18 protein-coding genes are annotated in these 16430 nt (G+C 44.2%); 16 read left to right on the top strand and 2 right to left on the bottom strand.

All coding sequences use genetic code 11. The annotated features are described in order from the left end of the window. Positions 1–123 precede the first annotated feature (123 nt). The 15 genes from M3N64_RS00410 to M3N64_RS14050 all read left to right on the top strand — a co-directional run bounded on the left by M3N64_RS00410 (position 124) and on the right by M3N64_RS14050 (position 13553). Positions 124–1032 (top strand): PhoH family protein, encoded by a 909-nt coding sequence (locus M3N64_RS00410; RefSeq protein WP_249096829.1) that lies wholly within the window; start codon positions 124–126, stop codon positions 1030–1032. Positions 1033–1115: 83 nt separating this feature from the next. After that, the gene (locus tag M3N64_RS00405; protein ID WP_249094619.1) at positions 1116–3254 is read left to right on the top strand and encodes an HD family phosphohydrolase; all 2139 of its coding nucleotides are present in this window, start codon (positions 1116–1118) and stop codon (positions 3252–3254) included. Positions 3255–3261: 7 nt separating this feature from the next. Then, positions 3262–3738 carry an rRNA maturation RNase YbeY gene (gene ybeY / locus M3N64_RS00400; RefSeq protein ID WP_249094617.1) on the top strand — a complete coding sequence of 159 codons (477 nt, stop codon included), beginning with the start codon at positions 3262–3264 and terminating at the stop codon, positions 3736–3738. 1 nt (position 3739) lies between these two features. Continuing rightward, a complete protein-coding gene (locus tag M3N64_RS00395) occupies positions 3740–4111 on the top strand; it encodes a diacylglycerol kinase family protein (RefSeq protein ID WP_249094602.1) in 372 nt (123 codons plus the stop codon). Between the two features lie 23 nt (positions 4112–4134). After that, positions 4135–4530 (top strand): cytidine deaminase, encoded by a 396-nt coding sequence (locus M3N64_RS00390; protein WP_249094587.1) that lies wholly within the window; start codon positions 4135–4137, stop codon positions 4528–4530. Beyond that, a complete protein-coding gene (gene era, locus M3N64_RS00385) occupies positions 4527–5432 on the top strand; it encodes a GTPase Era (RefSeq protein ID WP_249094584.1) in 906 nt (301 codons plus the stop codon). The genes M3N64_RS00390 and era overlap by 4 nt, the downstream gene beginning before the upstream one ends. A gap of 112 nt (positions 5433–5544) precedes the next feature. Next, positions 5545–5694 carry a YqzL family protein gene (locus M3N64_RS00380; protein WP_249094581.1) on the top strand — a complete coding sequence of 50 codons (150 nt, stop codon included), beginning with the start codon at positions 5545–5547 and terminating at the stop codon, positions 5692–5694. 4 nt (positions 5695–5698) lie between these two features. Further along, positions 5699–6487, top strand: a complete 789-nt coding sequence (gene recO / locus M3N64_RS00375; protein ID WP_249094578.1) for a DNA repair protein RecO — start codon at positions 5699–5701, stop codon at positions 6485–6487. Positions 6488–6533: 46 nt separating this feature from the next. Then, complete coding sequence (gene ccpN, locus M3N64_RS00370) at positions 6534–7172, top strand: transcriptional regulator CcpN (RefSeq protein ID WP_249094574.1); 639 nt, start codon at positions 6534–6536, stop codon at positions 7170–7172. A gap of 252 nt (positions 7173–7424) precedes the next feature. After that, the gene (locus M3N64_RS00365) at positions 7425–7889 is read left to right on the top strand and encodes a YaiI/YqxD family protein (RefSeq protein ID WP_249094572.1); all 465 of its coding nucleotides are present in this window, start codon (positions 7425–7427) and stop codon (positions 7887–7889) included. 24 nt (positions 7890–7913) lie between these two features. Beyond that, the gene (gene dnaG / locus M3N64_RS00360; RefSeq protein ID WP_249094569.1) at positions 7914–9698 is read left to right on the top strand and encodes a DNA primase; all 1785 of its coding nucleotides are present in this window, start codon (positions 7914–7916) and stop codon (positions 9696–9698) included. Positions 9699–9740: 42 nt separating this feature from the next. Then, on the top strand, positions 9741–10847 hold the full coding sequence (gene rpoD / locus M3N64_RS00355) for an RNA polymerase sigma factor RpoD (protein ID WP_249094567.1): 1107 nt from the start codon (positions 9741–9743) through the stop codon (positions 10845–10847). A gap of 453 nt (positions 10848–11300) precedes the next feature. After that, positions 11301–12158 (top strand): tRNA (adenine(22)-N(1))-methyltransferase, encoded by an 858-nt coding sequence (locus M3N64_RS00350; protein ID WP_249094564.1) that lies wholly within the window; start codon positions 11301–11303, stop codon positions 12156–12158. A 2-nt stretch (positions 12159–12160) separates the two neighbouring features. Continuing rightward, entirely contained in the window at positions 12161–13282 is a 1122-nt protein-coding gene (locus tag M3N64_RS00345; protein WP_249094561.1) for a Nif3-like dinuclear metal center hexameric protein, read from the top strand. 145 nt (positions 13283–13427) lie between these two features. After that, on the top strand, positions 13428–13553 hold the full coding sequence (locus M3N64_RS14050; protein WP_283163240.1) for a hypothetical protein: 126 nt from the start codon (positions 13428–13430) through the stop codon (positions 13551–13553). 32 nt (positions 13554–13585) lie between these two features. Here M3N64_RS14050 and M3N64_RS00340 read toward each other — a convergent pair whose 3' ends face one another. Both M3N64_RS00340 and M3N64_RS00335 read right to left on the bottom strand, forming a co-directional pair. Then, complete coding sequence (locus M3N64_RS00340) at positions 13586–14557, bottom strand: 4-hydroxy-3-methylbut-2-enyl diphosphate reductase (protein ID WP_249094544.1); 972 nt, start codon at positions 14555–14557, stop codon at positions 13586–13588. 101 nt (positions 14558–14658) lie between these two features. After that, positions 14659–15270, bottom strand: coding sequence for a VrrA/YqfQ family protein (locus tag M3N64_RS00335; RefSeq protein WP_249094541.1), 612 nt, complete (start codon positions 15268–15270; stop codon positions 14659–14661). A 155-nt stretch (positions 15271–15425) separates the two neighbouring features. On the opposite strand from M3N64_RS00335, the gene M3N64_RS00330 reads away from it, so the two are divergent. Beyond that, positions 15426–16319, top strand: coding sequence for a deoxyribonuclease IV (locus M3N64_RS00330; protein WP_249094538.1), 894 nt, complete (start codon positions 15426–15428; stop codon positions 16317–16319). The last annotated feature ends 111 nt before the right edge of the window (positions 16320–16430 follow it).

Genomic DNA, 16430 nt, shown 5'->3' with positions numbered 1-16430 from the left:
AATTTAATGTGATACCTATGATAAAATAATGGAAACGTTACTGATTTTGAGGGGGACACATAGAGTTTGCCAGAACGCCACTTATATAAAATTACACTGAATTTTGAAAACGGAAATGAGGCAATGCTCCTGTTCGGACCGAGGGATGCCCATTTAAAAATTATTGAACAGACACTTGGCATTTCAATCGTGACAAGGGGCGGATCGGTGAATGTGTCAGCTGAGCGTGAAGAAAGCGCAAGAAAAGTGGAACAGGTTCTGAAAGCGCTGCTCAGCCTGATTAGAAAAGGAATTGCCATCACTGATCGGGATGTGGTTTATGCGCTTAAAATGGCGGATAACGGGCAACTTGATGCATTTGATGATTTATATGGAAACGAAAGTGAAATTACGACGAACAGCAAGGGCAAGCCAATTCGTGTTAAAACGCTTGGTCAAAAAAAATATGTAGAAGCGATCAGTAAACATGATATGGTCTTCGCCATCGGACCGGCCGGAACGGGGAAAACCTATTTAGCGGTTGTCATGGCCGTGACTGCGATGAAAGCCGGAAAAATCAAACGTCTCATCCTGACCCGGCCAGCAGTTGAAGCGGGAGAAAACCTCGGCTTTCTCCCTGGTGATCTGAAAGAGAAAGTGGATCCATATTTAAGACCCCTTTATGATGCACTTCATGATGTGCTGGGCTCAGAACATACATTGCGATTAATTGAAAGAGGAACAATTGAAATAGCACCTCTTGCCTATATGAGGGGAAGAACTCTGGAAGATGCCTATGTGATCCTGGATGAAGCTCAGAACACAACACAGGAACAAATGAAAATGTTCCTTACAAGACTTGGGTTCGGTTCTAAAATGATTATCACCGGTGACATCACTCAGGTTGATTTGCCGAAAGGGAAAAAGTCGGGATTAAAAACAGCGAAAGAATTGCTGGGACAGGTCGATGAAATTTCTTTTATTCAATTAAGCCGCACTGATGTTGTGAGGCATCCGCTTGTTCAAAAAATCATTGAAGCCTATGGGGACTGAAACGCTGCGTAATCCGGTTTACCTGCTTACTTGTTTTAACAATTGCGCCAGGCTTTGAGAAAATAAGTCGTGGAGGCATAGCGATGTTACAATCAAGCCCAATCAAACAAAAAATAAAATACGTTGCACTGAATTATTTGTCTGACTGGGTCATTGTACTGATTGTCGGCTGTATTCTCTATGGACTGATGATCGGCAGTGTATTACCGAGAGATCCAGATGTAAAACTTCATGAAATCGCGACCAGCGATATTCAGTCGCCAATTGATACGGTTGACACGCAGGCCACTCAGGCAAAACGACAGGAAGCGATTGGATCCACGCCTTCAGCCTATGTTTATAATAAAAATCTTGCTTTAATCCAGGTGGAGAAAGTCGGTGATCTGTTTGATACGATTACTGCGGTAAAGAAAGAAGATAAGATCAGCTCTGACTCATCTCAGACAGAAATAAATACGGCGGTTCAGGCCATCAAGGACAGGCTTTCCGGTTCTTCCGATTCACAGCTCTCCGACAAAACGCTTGGCACCCTGAGCACAGCATCAGATCACAATCTGCAAATTGCGGTAGATATTGCCAGTACAGGTATCTATGAAGCGATGAATGACAAGATTGGCTGGAATGACTTGGAACGCGTGCAGAATAAGGCCTCTGCACAACTGCCATCATCAGTACTGAATGACGGCATGCGTCAGGCACTTAATGATGTGCTTCATGCGTACATTACCGCAAATTATTCCTTTGACGCTAATGCAACCAAGCAAAATAAGCAGGAGGCAGCAAGCAACGTTGATGAAGTTGTGATTCATCAGGGAGAAGTTATTGTGAAGAAGGGTGAATTGGTTACTAATGATATGATTCGCCAGCTGAAACTTGTCGGGCTTCTTGATGATCACTTCAATATTATTCCCTTTGTCGGCTTATTATTGCTTATCGGATTTATTATGTTTCTCTTTTGGTTTGAATACTATCGGTTTAGAGAAAAACAGCAAAAAGTCTCCGTGAAATTTCTTTATATGTATGCGATTATCTTTGCTGGAGCGGCTGCACTTATAAAATTGTGCAGTTTTCTTAAACTGACAGGGGTTCCAGGCATTTCCTATGTGTTGCCACTTGCAACAGCATCACTGATGATTCGGATATTGTTAAATGAGCGCGTTGCGTTTGCCTCTGGAGCAATGCTTTCGCTTGTGGGCAGCGTTATCTACGGAATCAGCGCCAAAGCGGCAATTTTTGACGCTCCTTTCGGTATCTATTTATTTCTTTCGACACTTGCCGGAGCATTCGTTCTGAAGAAGAGGATGGCACGGCCGAAAATCGTTCAAACCGGCGGCCTGATTGCATTGGTGAATGTTCTGGCTGTACTTGCACTTTTTATGTTTCAGAATACGCCATTTTCACCGGTAAGTACAGGGCTCAGCCTGGGATTCGCGGCTTTGTCTGGATTTATCGTAGTTATATTGACCAACGGATTGATGCCGCTTTTTGAGACGGGTTTCCAAATTCTTTCGCCGATTCGGCTGATTGAACTGTCGAATCCCAATCATCCGCTGCTCAGAAAAATACTGGTTGAAGCTCCAGGCACTTACCATCACAGTCTTATGGTTGCCAATATTGCTGAACGCGCCTGTGAAGTTATTGGTGCAAATGGTTTGCTGGCAAGAGTTGCCGCGTATTATCATGACGTGGGAAAGACAAAAAGGCCTAAATTCTTTGTTGAAAACCAGATGGACGGAATCAATCCACATGATAAAATCTCACCTCAGCTCAGTCGAACAATTATAATTTCTCATCCGTACGATGGAGCAGAAATCCTCAGGCAGTACCGTATGCCGAAGGAAATTGTCGATGTCGCTGAACAGCATCATGGGACGACGCTGCTTAAATATTTTTATGTAAAGGCTAAGGAACAGAGTAATACATTGATTGATGAAAGTGAGTTTCGCTATCCGGGTCCAAAGGTGCAGACTAAGGAAGCAGCTGTCGTCGAACTTGCAGACAGTATTGAGGCAGCAGTGCGTGCAATGAAGAAACCCAATCCGGTCAAGGTAAATAATCTGGTAAAAAATATTTTTAATGATCGTTTGAGTGACGGTCAGTTTGATGAATGCAATATCACATTAAAGGAATTGAAACGTGTCGAACGATCAATTGATGAGACATTGCGCGGTGTCTATCATTCACGCATTGAATATCCAAAAGACCTCAAAATGAAAAGGTGAACTCGAAATGACAATGACCATTGATATGCATGATGAAACTGGAGAAATTAATGATAATATTCAGGAAGCTGTGATCCGTCTGATTGATTACGCTGCCGGGCAGCTGAACCTGGCCGGAGAAATCGAGTGTTCGATAACTTTCGTTGATAATAAACGTATTCAGGTGATCAATCGAGAGTATCGAAGCATTGACCAGCCGACAGACGTCATCTCGTTTGCTCTTGAAGAGATGGGGGCAGATGAGGTACCAATACTGCGCGAAGAAGGAGCGCCCAGAGTGCTGGGTGATATCATCATTTCTGTTGAGCGCGCGCATGAGCAGGCTGTCGAATATAATCACTCATTTGAGCGTGAACTTGGGTTTCTTGTTGTTCACGGACTTTTGCATCTTCTTGGTTATGATCATCAGACCAAAGAACAGGAGAAGGAAATGTTTGGTCTTCAGGAACGGATTCTTTCTTCATTTGGATTAAGCAGGGGATAAAGTGAAGAACCAGCAGCCAAGAAGGCATAAAAATCTGACGGACAGCTTCAAAGATGCGACTTCCGGATTCATGCTCGCTCTGTGGCAAGAACGAAATCTACATATTCAGCTGTTTGCAGCTGTCGCTGTTCTTGTTTTTTCTTTAATGATTCATGTATCACTGATTGAACTCATGGTTGTCATTGTTCTCATTGGTGGTGTAATCAGTCTTGAACTTGTCAATACCGCGATTGAGCGAATCGTCGACTTGGTCACCAAGGAAGAACATCCAATGGCGAAAGCGGCAAAAGATACAGCAGCGGCGGCTGTATGGTGGTTTTCTGTGATTGCCGTGATTGCCTATATTTTTATTTTGCTGCATACCTTGGGATAAATGAACGGGAGTGTAATAATTTAATGGAAGATAAAAAACTCATAGCGCTTGCGAAGGGCGCAATGCAGATGGCCTATGTACCTTATTCACATTATCAGGTAGGGGCTGCCCTGCTTACTAAATCAGGAAAAGTTTTCACAGGATGTAATATTGAAAACGCAGCTTATTCAGTTTGCAACTGCGCGGAACGTACAGCCATATTCAAAGCTTTTTCAGAAGGTGAGCACGAATACGATGCAATGGCTGTTATCGCGGACAGTAGAAGACCTGTTCCCCCATGTGGCGCGTGCAGGCAGGTTTTAAGCGAACTGTGTCCCGGCAGTATGCGTATCATTCTGGCAAACATAAAAGGGGACGTAGAAGTGACAACAGTCGCTCAATTGCTTCCCGGGGCATTTGTATCGGAGGATATGCAATGAGCAAACAATTCAAATCCGGATTTGCGGCGATCGTTGGCCGTCCCAATGTTGGCAAGTCCACTTTGCTGAATCGTGTGCTGGGTCAAAAAGTTGCTATCATGAGTGATAAGGCACAGACTACGCGAAACAAAATCCATGGTATTTATACGACGGATAGCGAACAGGTGATTTTCATTGACACGCCAGGCATCCACAAACCAAAGCATAAACTTGGGCAAATGATGACGTCCCTTGCTCTTGCCACTCTGAATGAAGTTGATCTTGTCCTGTTTCTTATTGATGCGGAGCAGGGGTATGGCCGCGGTGATCAGTTCATTATCGATTTTTTGAATAAAACGGAAGTCCCCGTTTTTCTTGTTGTGAATAAAATTGATAAGGTACATCCCAATGACCTGCTTCCGTTGATTGAACGCTACAGACATCTCTATGCGTTTAAAGAGATCATTCCTGTATCTGCATTACAGGGCCAGAATGTTTCATCATTGATGAACCAGGTCACAAGCTACCTCCCTGAAGGGCCAAAATATTATCCGGAAGATCAAATTACCGATCATCCTGAACGATTTATTATTGCAGAATTGATTCGCGAGAAAATTTTGCATTTAACCCGTGACGAGGTACCGCATGCCATTGCCGTTGTCATTGATAAAATGAAAGTGGATGAACATCGAAACTTTGCTGAAATTCAGGCAACGATCATGGTTGAACGTTCATCTCAAAAAGGAATTATTATTGGAAAGTCAGGCAGTATGCTTAAAAAAATCGGCACATTGGCACGCAAGGAAATTGAAGCTTTAATTGGTGCCAAGGTCTTTCTTGAACTTTGGGTTAAAGTGGATAAGAATTGGCGTGATAAGGAAGAGGAACTAAAGAATTTTGGATATACTGTCGACGATGAGTGATTTAATGGTCTCGTTTCCATTTCCATGATTTATTGACAATCATTGCATCACATGATTCCTTTTTTTTCGTTCACTCTATAACTGAGGCGAAAAAATGGGAAGGATGAGACAAATGTTAGAACTTAGTTGGAAATTATTCAGCATGACAGGGAGCATTGGCTCTTATCTTTTAATTAAGGAATTAGAACGTACAGGATATGCGAAACCAGAACATTTTGGCAGAAAGATAGCTGCTGCGAAAAAACAGGCAGGTGCGTCATAAAGCAGTGAATCGACGCAAGGGGAGCGTGTTGATCCTGATGATGGCTAAAGCGGAAGGAATTATCATTCGCACAACAGACTATGGGGAGAGTAATAAAATTGTTACATTGTATACAGAACAGTTTGGCAAAATCGGGCTGATGGTGAGAGGAGCAAGAAAACCAAGCAATCCATTATCCGCGGTCAGCCACGTTCTTTTTTACGGCCTCTGTCTTTTTCGTAAAGGCAGGGGCCTTGGTGTGTTGTATCAGGCGGAATCGATCAATCCCTTACGCGCCGTGCGGGAGGATATTGAGAAGATGGGTTACGCGGCTTTGATTTTAGAGCTTGTGGACCGTCTGACCGAAGAGAGACAGCCGGCGCAGGGATTGTATCATTTACTGCGTGATGCACTGCTGCTTATGGAAAAAGGAACGAGTTCCCCGGTTCTGGCCTTAATCTGTGCACTAAAAATGATGCCGCTTGCCGGGATTGATCCTGAGCTGTCCTGCTGCACGAGGTGCCATGAAAAAAAGATGGATTACTTATTTTCAATCTCAGAAGGCGGATTTCTTTGCAGAAACTGCGCACATATTGATCGGTATGCACAGAACATCAGTCCTGCCGCTCAACGACTTCTACCGCTGCTGCGGGCGGTGCCGCTTGAAAGGCTGGGAAAAATAGCACTGAAAACAAAAACTATTGGCGAGTTGGAATCAATCGTTTATTCTTATTATGAGGACAATGCGGGCATTAAACTCCGATCCACCCACTTTATCAAACAATTGGCCAAGTTTCGAAGCGATGAAGCATGATTGATGGTGGAGGAGACGGTTAAAAGAAAAAAGGGAGGGGCTTGCTGTGGAACTTAATGATCGGCAGCATAAAATTATTGAAATAGTAAAAAAACAAGCGCCGATCACCGGGGAACAAATAGCTGAGCATTTGAATGTAACACGCGCGACGCTTCGACCGGATTTATCGATCCTGACAATGTCTGGATTTCTTGAAGCGCGTCCGAGAGTTGGTTACTTTTATACAGGTAGAACCTCAGAAACAATCGTATATGAAGAAATCATGAAAATGCAAGTGAAACAATTTCAATCAACCCCGGTGGTTATTCCTGAATCCGCATCCGCATATAAAGCGGTATGTGAGATGTTCGTTGAGGATGTAGGTTCACTGTTTGTTGTTGATGAACACGGATTGCTCTCCGGTGTGCTGTCACGAAAAGATTTGCTTAGAGCAGCCATCGGTTCACAGGATATGAATCAAGTTCCGGTCAGTGTCATCATGTCACGAATGCCTAATATCGCGTACTGTAAGCAAAAGGATACGGTGCTGGACGTGGCTCTGCTTCTGATTAAGAAAGAAGTTGATGCCGTGCCGGTAGTTCAGGAAAGGGGAAATGGATTCGAAGTGATCGGCCGAATGACAAAGACCAATATCACGAAGGCGTTTGTCAGCTTCGCCCATGGTAAGAATCCTGAAAAGTCATGATTTTCGCCCCTACGCTATTTGATAAGAAAAACTTGATTTTCGCCGGTTTTTTGAATAGAATGCCAACCATGGCCTAACCTTGCCAGACACAAAAAAGAAAAGTGTTTTCTCTGTCTTAATAAATAAATTTAGTTTATAATATTACTTTGTTGTGTATGTGTCATTATTCGACATATTGTGACACTATTTTAAAAATAAAAACATAAAGGTACATGCAGGATTTTTTACAGGAAATAGAGAATCCTTAAACTGATGAAAAAGATCACATTATTTGTCGATGCTGATGCATGTCCCGTGAAAAATGAAATTTTATCGATTACACAAGCCTTTGGTGTGGAACCTGTTTTTGTTGCTTCATATGCAGCATATTCGGCAAATCAGGAGGGGACCTGGATTTTTGTTGATCAGGAAAAGGAGGCCGCTGATCTCTACATTGCTAATCATGCACAGGCAAGTGACCTTGTTATTACTCAGGATATCGGACTCGCAGGTTTACTGACAAAGCGTCAGGTGTGGGTGCTTACCGTGCGTGGTCTGTTAATTGATGAACGAAATGTCGCTATGCTGCTTGAACGCAGATACCGTGCCTACCAAGCACTGAATGCCGGTAAAAAGGTGAGGGGGCCGAAGCCCTTCACGAATCGAGATCGAAAATATTTTTCTGAAGCTTTAACAAAACTGTTATGCAGGATCGATCATTGGGATATAAATAAGTAAGAATAACTGGTGGTGCATGCAAATTTGCAACTTCAGGAACAAGTCATCGAAAAGATAAGAAAGTCTCTGGACATTGTTGATGTGATCGGCGGATACGTACAGTTAAAGAAACAGGGGAAAAATTATATTGGTCTCTGCCCCTTTCATTCTGAACGTACTCCTTCTTTTTCTGTGTCACCGGATAAACAGCTTTACCATTGCTTTGGCTGTGGCGCCGGCGGGAATCTTTTTACATTCATGATGGAGATCGAGGGCATGTCTTTTACCGAATCGGTTCAATTTCTTGCTGACCGTGCCAATATTCAGCTGGACACTTCTTTTTCGAAAAAAGACTTTCACAGTCCCAATAACCAAAAGAAGAAACAGACTATCGAAGGGCTGGAGCTCTTAACGAAATTTTATCATTATTTACTGACAACTGCAAAATACGGCACACCGGGCATGCATTATCTTGAATCGCGTGGATTTAATGAGGAGATGATTGAACGGTTCCAGATCGGTTATGCGGTGGACAGTTGGGATGTGGTGACAAAATTTCTGCAAAAAAGAGGCATCCGACTCGAACTTATGGAACAGGCAGGTATGATTAAAAAACGCGGATTTGATGATAAATATTTTGATCGATTCCGCAATCGGATCATCTTTCCCATTTTTAATATGGCAGGAAAAACGGTCGCTTTTGGTGGAAGGACGCTTGGTGACGAGAAGCCTAAATATTTAAACTCTCCTGAATCCGATGCTTTTCATAAAGGGCAGATTCTTTACGGATTTCATTTGGCAAGGCAGGCGATTCGAAAAAGCAGTCAGGTGGTTCTGCTTGAGGGCTATGTTGATGTGATACGGGCACATCAGGCAGGCGTGTTGAACAGTGTGGCATCCATGGGCACCTCATTGACCGAAGCGCAGGCATCGGCACTGACAAGAATAGCTGATACGATTATCATTTGCTATGATTCAGACACGGCAGGTGTTGAAGCAAGTTTTCGGGCTGCCGAAATGCTTCAGGGAAATGGAAAGATCATTAAAATAGCAAATATGCCGGAAGGCTTTGACCCCGATGACTACATTCGCAAGTTTGGCGGCGAACGATTTAAAAGTGATGTAATAGGGGCAAGTCAAACACTGATGACCTTTAAGATGAATTATCTCCGAAGAAAAAGGAATCTAAGTGATGAAGGAGATCGCCTTCTTTACATTGAAGAAGTATTGAAGGAAATGACTTCACTCACTCGTGCGGTTGAACGCGACCATTATCTTCATTTGCTTTCGGAGGAATTCTCAGTTTCACTTGACTCTTTGAAAAAGCAGTTACATCAAATGAGTGTCACGAAGCAAAGACGGGAACAAAGAAAGGGCACTGTCTTGCTTGAGAGGAGCCATCGGGTTCCACCTGCATACGAAATGGCAGAGCGAAAGTTGCTCGCAAGGATGATGAGAAGCAGGGAGATATCTGATCGAATTCGAGACACCATAGGTGGTTCATTTACTATTGACGTTCATCAGGCTTTATCTGCATATCTTTACGCATACTATGAACAAGGCAATCCGCCCGATGAAGGGCTGTTTCTGCAAAAACTGGATGATCCGGTTTTACAGCGCAAGGTCACGGAATTATCTCTCATGCCGATGAGCAGCCAAGTAAATGATCAGGAAATTGAGGATTGCATGAAGCAAGTCATCAGGCATGCTAAATCGGCGCTGATTGCGGATAAAGAAGAACAGAGAAAGCAGGCGGAACAAAGCGGCAACTATGAACTTGCTGCTCAGATGCTGTCCGAAATTATCAGCGCGAAAAAACAGTTAAGCTAATCGCAAATTGAGCGTGAACAGGATTTGGAAGGAGGGGGTCAAATGGCTGGAAAAGTTAGCAAGACGGATCAGGAATTAACCGTGGATCAGGAAAAGGAACAGCTGCTTGAACTCGGCAAAAAGAGAGGTTCGCTCACCTATCAGGAAATTACGACCCGACTTGCTCCATTTGATCAGGAACCGGAACAGATGGATGAATTTTATGAGACACTTGCCGATCAAGGTATTGATGTCAACGATGAATCCGATGGACCGGCTTCCGATGATAAAAATAAAGAAGAGGAATTTGACCTGAATGATCTCAGCGTTCCTCCAGGTGTTAAAATCAATGATCCAGTCAGAATGTATCTGAAAGAAATTGGACGTGTGGATCTCCTGTCGGCGGATGAGGAGATTAGCCTGGCCAAGAGGATCAATGATGGTGATGAAAGTGCCAAACGGAGGCTGGCCGAGGCCAATCTTCGTCTCGTTGTCAGCATTGCAAAGCGGTATGTGGGGCGCGGCATGTTATTTCTTGATCTCATTCAGGAAGGCAACATGGGCTTAATGAAAGCCGTTGAGAAATTCGATTATACGAAAGGCTTTAAGTTCAGCACTTATGCAACATGGTGGATTCGCCAGGCAATTACACGGGCAATCGCTGATCAGGCGCGGACAATCCGAATTCCGGTGCATATGGTGGAAACCATTAACAAGCTGATTCGGGTTCAAAGACAACAGCTCCAGGATTTGGGACGCGAACCGACGCCCGAAGAGATTGGCAAAGAAATGGAATTATCACCAGACAAAGTACGTGAGATATTAAAAATTGCCCAGGAGCCTGTTTCACTCGAAACGCCGATCGGTGAGGAAGATGATTCGCACCTTGGCGATTTTATCGAGGATCATGATGCTAAAGCACCATCTGATGCCGCAGCCTATGAATTGCTTAAAGAACAATTAGAAGATGTTCTCGATACACTTACAGACCGTGAAGAAAATGTACTCCGTCTGCGATTCGGACTGGACGACGGGCGGACACGAACTTTAGAGGAAGTCGGTAAAGTTTTTGGTGTGACTCGAGAACGCATTCGGCAAATTGAAGCCAAGGCACTTCGCAAACTGCGACATCCAAGTAGAAGCAAACAGCTAAAAGATTTTCTTGATTAAGTAGTGATTGCTCCCTTTTTAAGGGAGCATTTTTTTATACTATAAGATAGCTTAAAATTCAGCGGATTATAGTATAAGTGCGACGGCATCCTTAGCTTTGCCAAGCCTCTGGCAAAGCCAGGTTTTCTAATAAGAGCAAAAAAGTCTAAGATTTTGCCATGAATGAACTCGAAAAAACAATGGATCGGCTGAAACGGGATTATGTTGGTGCCCGGAGGCATTTGATCATACCTCTTTCATCTAAGATACAAATTGTCTATGCTTTTATTCTAATGAGTTTAGTCGGTGTATGCAAATATCAGTTGGCTGCATGATCCGTTTTTTTGATTTCTGCTGAAATTCGGTTCATTTCCTGCTGAAAAAGGTGGAAAGCAAACCCTCCACGATTGTGCCAATCCGCAATAACCCATCATGTTTTGCCAGGCTGTAATTAATCCAAAGATACCCTCTGCTATGACCACCTATATTTTAATCTATTTTGAAAGCGTTATCAATAATTTTGATGACCTTTCCTCTGAATTGGGATTTTCGCTCGTTTGTGTTACCATAACATTGAACTTAGATGAAAAAACAGGGATTGTGATCATGAAAACAATGCACTTGTCACCAAGATTGAATGCCGTGCTCCATATGCTTCCAAAGGGCAAATGTTTAGCAGATATCGGTTCGGACCATGCTCATTTGCCGTGCCGTGCGATTCAGGAAGGGCTGTGTGAAACGGCCATTGCCGGTGAAGTTCGCGTAGGTCCTTATCGGCAGTCGGTCGACAATATTGAAACGCTTGGTTTTTCACACTGTATTGATGTTCGGCTGGGTGACGGTTTGGATGTACTGCATCCTGACGAAGCAGACACGATTGTCATTGCCGGGATGGGCGGTGAACTGATTGCCGATATTCTGGAGCGGGGCAGGGAAAAGCTGGGCACAACCACCACCTTAATTCTTCAGCCCAATATCCGCGAGCCGCGTGTGCGTGAGTGGTTGAGTCAGAATGGATGGTCAATCATTGACGAAACGATTGTTGAAGAGACACCTCATTTTTATGAGATTATCCGTGCGGAGCAATGCCCGGATTGGCAAAAACTTTCGGATCTGGAATTACAGTTCGGCCCGATTCTGTCGAAAAAAAAACAGACGGCATTCGTAAAAAAATGGAGGCGGAGAGAGCATAGCCTGGCTGCTATTCTGATTGCTCTGAAGCATGCCGAACAAACAGACAGTGTAAGAAAAAAAACAGCAGAATGTGAAAAAGAATGGACAATGATTCAATACTGCCTTACTGTTGAAACCGATCAGGAAGGGAGCGATTAATGATGCCAAAATGGATATCAGGCGAGCGGTTGATTCAACGTTTGGAAGAATGGGCACCGAAAAAGCTGGCTTACGACAATGATAAGATCGGCCTTCTGGTCGGAAGTTTACATAAACAGTTAAAACGTGTGATGGTGACCTTGGATATTTTGGAAAATGTTGCTGATGAAGCAGCAAGGCAGAATATCGACTTGATTATTGCGCATCATCCGTTAATCTTTCATCCTCTGAAAAACGTCCGTTCAGATGAAGGACAGGGAAAAATTGTTACGAAATGCATTAAACACGATATAGCTGTCTATGCGGTACATACGAATCTGGATATTGCTGACGGCGGTGTAAATGATATGCTTGCTGAACAGTTAGGTCTGGATCAGGCCGAAATTCTGCAGCCCACATACCAGGAACCAATCTATCAATTATCGGTTTATGTGCCGGAAAGCCATGCTGATCTTATACGGAAAGTAATCGGGGAAGCAGGCGCGGGGAAAATCGGTAATTACGATTACTGCAGCTTCAGTACGAGCGGCGAAGGGGCTTTCTTGCCGCGATCCGGGGCAGATCCTTATGCAGGGAGGACAGGCAGACTGGAACAAACAAGAGAACTGCGCATTGAAGCGCTTGTTCCGGAACATCTTCTTCGCACGGTGATCGCGAAAATGGTCAAGGCGCACCCGTATGAAGAAGTGGCTTATCAGGCGGTGCCTGTAAAAGATGCCGGGAAAACCTATGGGCTTGGCCGGATCGGCGTGCTTCCTGAACCACTCCAGTTCAATGAATATTGCCGGATTGTAAAAGAAACACTTGGTTTGGACGGACTTCGGGCGATTGGACCGGAAAAGAAACCAGTGCGTACCGTTGCAGTTTCGGGAGGCGATGGAAACAGTCTGATCCCCTACGCAAAACAGCGAGGCGCTGACGTATTGATTACGGGCGACATCTATTATCATACTGCACATGATGCACTGCTCTGTGGCCTCAATGTGATTGATGCAGGCCACCATATCGAAGCCGTCATGAAACCGGGTGTGCAGAAGTTTTTGAAACAGATCATTGCTCAAGAAGGCTGCGATACTGAAGTTGTGATTTCTGAATCGGTGACGAATCCGTTTCGCTTTTATTAAAAAAATCTGCGATAAAACAAACGCGGCAAATTAAAAAGATAAGTGGCTTTGGCTTTATTAATTTTTCGGTGCAGTCGAAGCTGCCATTGCACTAATTTATCCTTAAAAATTATATGTTTTGTTCCGCCCCTCAAGTGGGTCATGAATGTCTATCTTGTTAAAAAGACAGATCGGAATCATTATCCGATCTGTCTTTTTTGCACGCAAACAGTCTCCGTTTTTCACGAATGCAGCAATTCTTGATGGCAAACGGTATGGTATTATCTTTTAACGGAGCCACGCGTTTTACTGAAAGATTTCAGGTTATTTCTTAACGCTTGGTTTTGCTTTCACTTTGACCTTAGGGAGAATGTTATTATTTTTGGCAGCCTGGCTTTCAGTTGACCAGGTATCCGGGTTGGCTGAATCGTACTGATCAAGAAACAGAATAACTTCTTTCGTTAACTGCGTTGGTGTGGAAGCGCCGGCAGTTACTGCAACCACCTTAACGCCATCCAGCCATTCCAGCTGCAATTCTGAAAGGTCAGCGATTCGATATGACCGCGTGTGCGCAATTTCCTGAGCAACCTGAGCCAGCCGATTTGAATTGTTGCTGCGCGGATCGCCGACAACAATCAGCAGATCCGCGTCTTTTGCCTGCTCTGCAACGGCTTCCTGCCGGGTCTGTGTCGCCCGGCAGATTTCATTATAGTTTTCTGCCTGCGGATACCGTGTCTTGATATATTTCATAATGTCCTGAACGTCCCACTGACTCATTGTGGTCTGGTTGGTAATCAGAACTTTGTCCGTCTCTAAATGCAGACGATCAACGTCATCAATAGTTTCAACAAGATGAACGTGGCCCGGTGCGACACCGACTGCCCCTTCCGGTTCCGGATGCCCTTTCTTGCCGATGTAGATGATCTCATAACCGCTTTTTCTTTTTTCTTTAATCAGTGTATGTGTTTTGGTTACATCCGGACAGGTAGCGTCTATGACCGTTAATCCCTTTTCTTCAGCGAGGGCGCGTACCTCCGGAGAAACACCGTGGGCGGTAAAAATAACTGTTCCGTGATCAATCTCCTTGAGCAGATCAATTCTTTTTTTCCCTTTTATATCAAGTGTAATCACTTCGTCGTTTTTCAGTGCTTCGGTGACATGATGATTGTGGACAATCATCCCTAGTATATAAATCGGTCTTGGCAGGTCCTGGTTCATTGCCGCCTGCCGGGCAATGACCAAAGCATCCACCACACCGTAGCAATAGCCCCGCGGCGAGACTTTAATCACTTTCATCCGAATCTCCCCGTTCTGCAAGATGCAATTAATAGAAATTGGTACTCAATTAGTATAAATGAGGCAGAAAAGAAACACAATGATTCTGCAGTTTCTCAATGCTAAATATACATCCTCGGAACTGAAGGTCTGGACGGAAGGGAGTCACTGTGCAGCAGTGTAAGCACATCCGATTTTTGAGGGTGCGTGATTGCCTTTTCCTGCCCTTTTTTGGGGGGATTTTGCTTTTCCGTGGATGGCATTACGGCTGCTTTTTCGGCTGGCTTCGTCTGATCAGCCGAGTGTTCTTTCTCTTCTTTCTCTTCTTTCTCTTCTTTCTCTTCTTTTTCATGATCAGCTGATTCTGGATTTTCAGTTTCAGAATCCTTCTGAAGTCCTTTCAGCGCGCTCATGATTGCCGGTGCATTCTTTACAAGCGGTCCGAACTGTCGAATCATTGGAATGATCGTTTGGGCGGTTTGGATGGCCTTCTGAGCGTTTACGAGCATGTCTGCAAAATTTATAGTTCCCGTCTCTGATCCACCTGGAGAAAGAAATGAAGCAATGAGTCCACCGATTCCCGTGCCGCCCTGAGGTGCAGGTGGCTCAGCCGATGACCTGACAGGAAAAATTGGTGGAAAACCGCGCTGCTGAGCCATTGGTGGCGTATGAGTCGCCTGACGGGGGTTCCAAAAGAGAAACGGCTGTTGCGGCTCATGTTCGAACGTGGGCATGCTCCCTTCCTTCCTTTCCTGAAAAAGTGATTGGACACTTGCTGATACTTAGTTTATGTCAAACCGCCTAAACGGTGACAAACAAAGCATGCATAAGTAATCGCATGAGAGGCCATCTGTGATAAAATAGCAAAAGAACAGAGGAGGGATTGTTCGTGCTGAAAATCGGATCTCACGTTCACATGTCCGGAGCCAAGATGCTGCTTGGTGCCAGTGAAGAAGCAGTGTCATTTGGAGAGACAGTTATGATGATCTATACAGGTGCACCGCAAAATACCGTTCGAAAACCTATTGAGAAATTAAACATCGAGGCAGGCCGAAAACATATGGCTGAGAACGGTATTGAAGAGGTCGTTGTACATGCACCGTATATCATCAATATAGCGAATACGGTGAAGCCGGCAACCTATGAATTGGGTATATCGTTTTTGCGCAAAGAAATTGATCGCGCCGAGGCGCTTGGTGCAAAACAAATCGTGCTGCATCCAGGCGCGCACGTTGGCGAAGGTGTTGACGTCGGTATAAATAAAATTATTGAGGGTTTAAATGAAGTGCTGGAAGCACGTGATAAAGTTCAAATTGCTCTTGAGACAATGTCAGGAAAAGGGAGCGAATGCGGGTTCCGTTTTGAGCAGCTTGCAAAGATCATTGATGGTGTCCGTCTCAATGATAAACTTTCCGTATGTTTTGATACATGTCATACAAATGATGCAGGATATCCGGTTGCCGAAGATTTCGACGGCGTGCTTAATGAATTCGACCGAACGATCGGTGTCGAACGAATACGGGTAGTTCACGTGAATGACAGCAAGAACCCTGAAGGATCACGTAAGGACCGACATGAAAATATAGGGCTTGGTACGATCGGATTTCAGGCGCTTAACTATATTGTGCATCATCCGCAATTCGAATCAATACCAAAAATTTTGGAAACACCGTATGTGGGTGACGATAAAAAGAGTAAAAAGCCTCCTTACAAATATGAAATAGATATGTTTAAAAAACAATCATTCAACGAGCATCTGCTGCAGAATATCAAGCAGGGATGATTGACGCATCACCTTTCTAAAAAAAGATGGCTTAAAGTCCCATGCGACTTTAAGCCATCTTTTTCTTTTGCATGGGACTGAAAGGCCACAGATGATTTTTCGGGTTGCTGA

The organism is Sporolactobacillus mangiferae (assembly GCF_023336505.1).
Classification (GTDB): domain Bacteria; phylum Bacillota; class Bacilli; order Bacillales; family Sporolactobacillaceae; genus Sporolactobacillus; species Sporolactobacillus mangiferae.
The sequence above is the reverse complement of the archived record's forward strand: the minus strand, read 5'-3'. Positions and strand labels throughout refer to the sequence as shown.

Coding starts and splice junctions, on each gene's coding strand:
- M3N64_RS00410 (WP_249096829.1), top strand. CDS start 124: ATGCTCCTGTTCGGACCGAGGGATGCCCATTTAAAAATTATTGAACAG.
- M3N64_RS00405 (WP_249094619.1), top strand. CDS start 1,116: ATGTTACAATCAAGCCCAATCAAACAAAAAATAAAATACGTTGCACTG.
- ybeY (WP_249094617.1), top strand. CDS start 3,262: ATGACAATGACCATTGATATGCATGATGAAACTGGAGAAATTAATGAT.
- M3N64_RS00390 (WP_249094587.1), top strand. CDS start 4,135: ATGGAAGATAAAAAACTCATAGCGCTTGCGAAGGGCGCAATGCAGATG.
- era (WP_249094584.1), top strand. CDS start 4,527: ATGAGCAAACAATTCAAATCCGGATTTGCGGCGATCGTTGGCCGTCCC.
- M3N64_RS00380 (WP_249094581.1), top strand. CDS start 5,545: ATGTTAGAACTTAGTTGGAAATTATTCAGCATGACAGGGAGCATTGGC.
- M3N64_RS00365 (WP_249094572.1), top strand. CDS start 7,425: ATGAAAAAGATCACATTATTTGTCGATGCTGATGCATGTCCCGTGAAA.
- rpoD (WP_249094567.1), top strand. CDS start 9,741: ATGGCTGGAAAAGTTAGCAAGACGGATCAGGAATTAACCGTGGATCAG.
- M3N64_RS00350 (WP_249094564.1), top strand. CDS start 11,301: ATGACCACCTATATTTTAATCTATTTTGAAAGCGTTATCAATAATTTT.
- M3N64_RS00345 (WP_249094561.1), top strand. CDS start 12,161: ATGCCAAAATGGATATCAGGCGAGCGGTTGATTCAACGTTTGGAAGAA.
- M3N64_RS14050 (WP_283163240.1), top strand. CDS start 13,428: ATGTCTATCTTGTTAAAAAGACAGATCGGAATCATTATCCGATCTGTC.
- M3N64_RS00340 (WP_249094544.1), bottom strand. CDS start 14,557: ATGAAAGTGATTAAAGTCTCGCCGCGGGGCTATTGCTACGGTGTGGTG.
- M3N64_RS00335 (WP_249094541.1), bottom strand. CDS start 15,270: ATGCCCACGTTCGAACATGAGCCGCAACAGCCGTTTCTCTTTTGGAAC.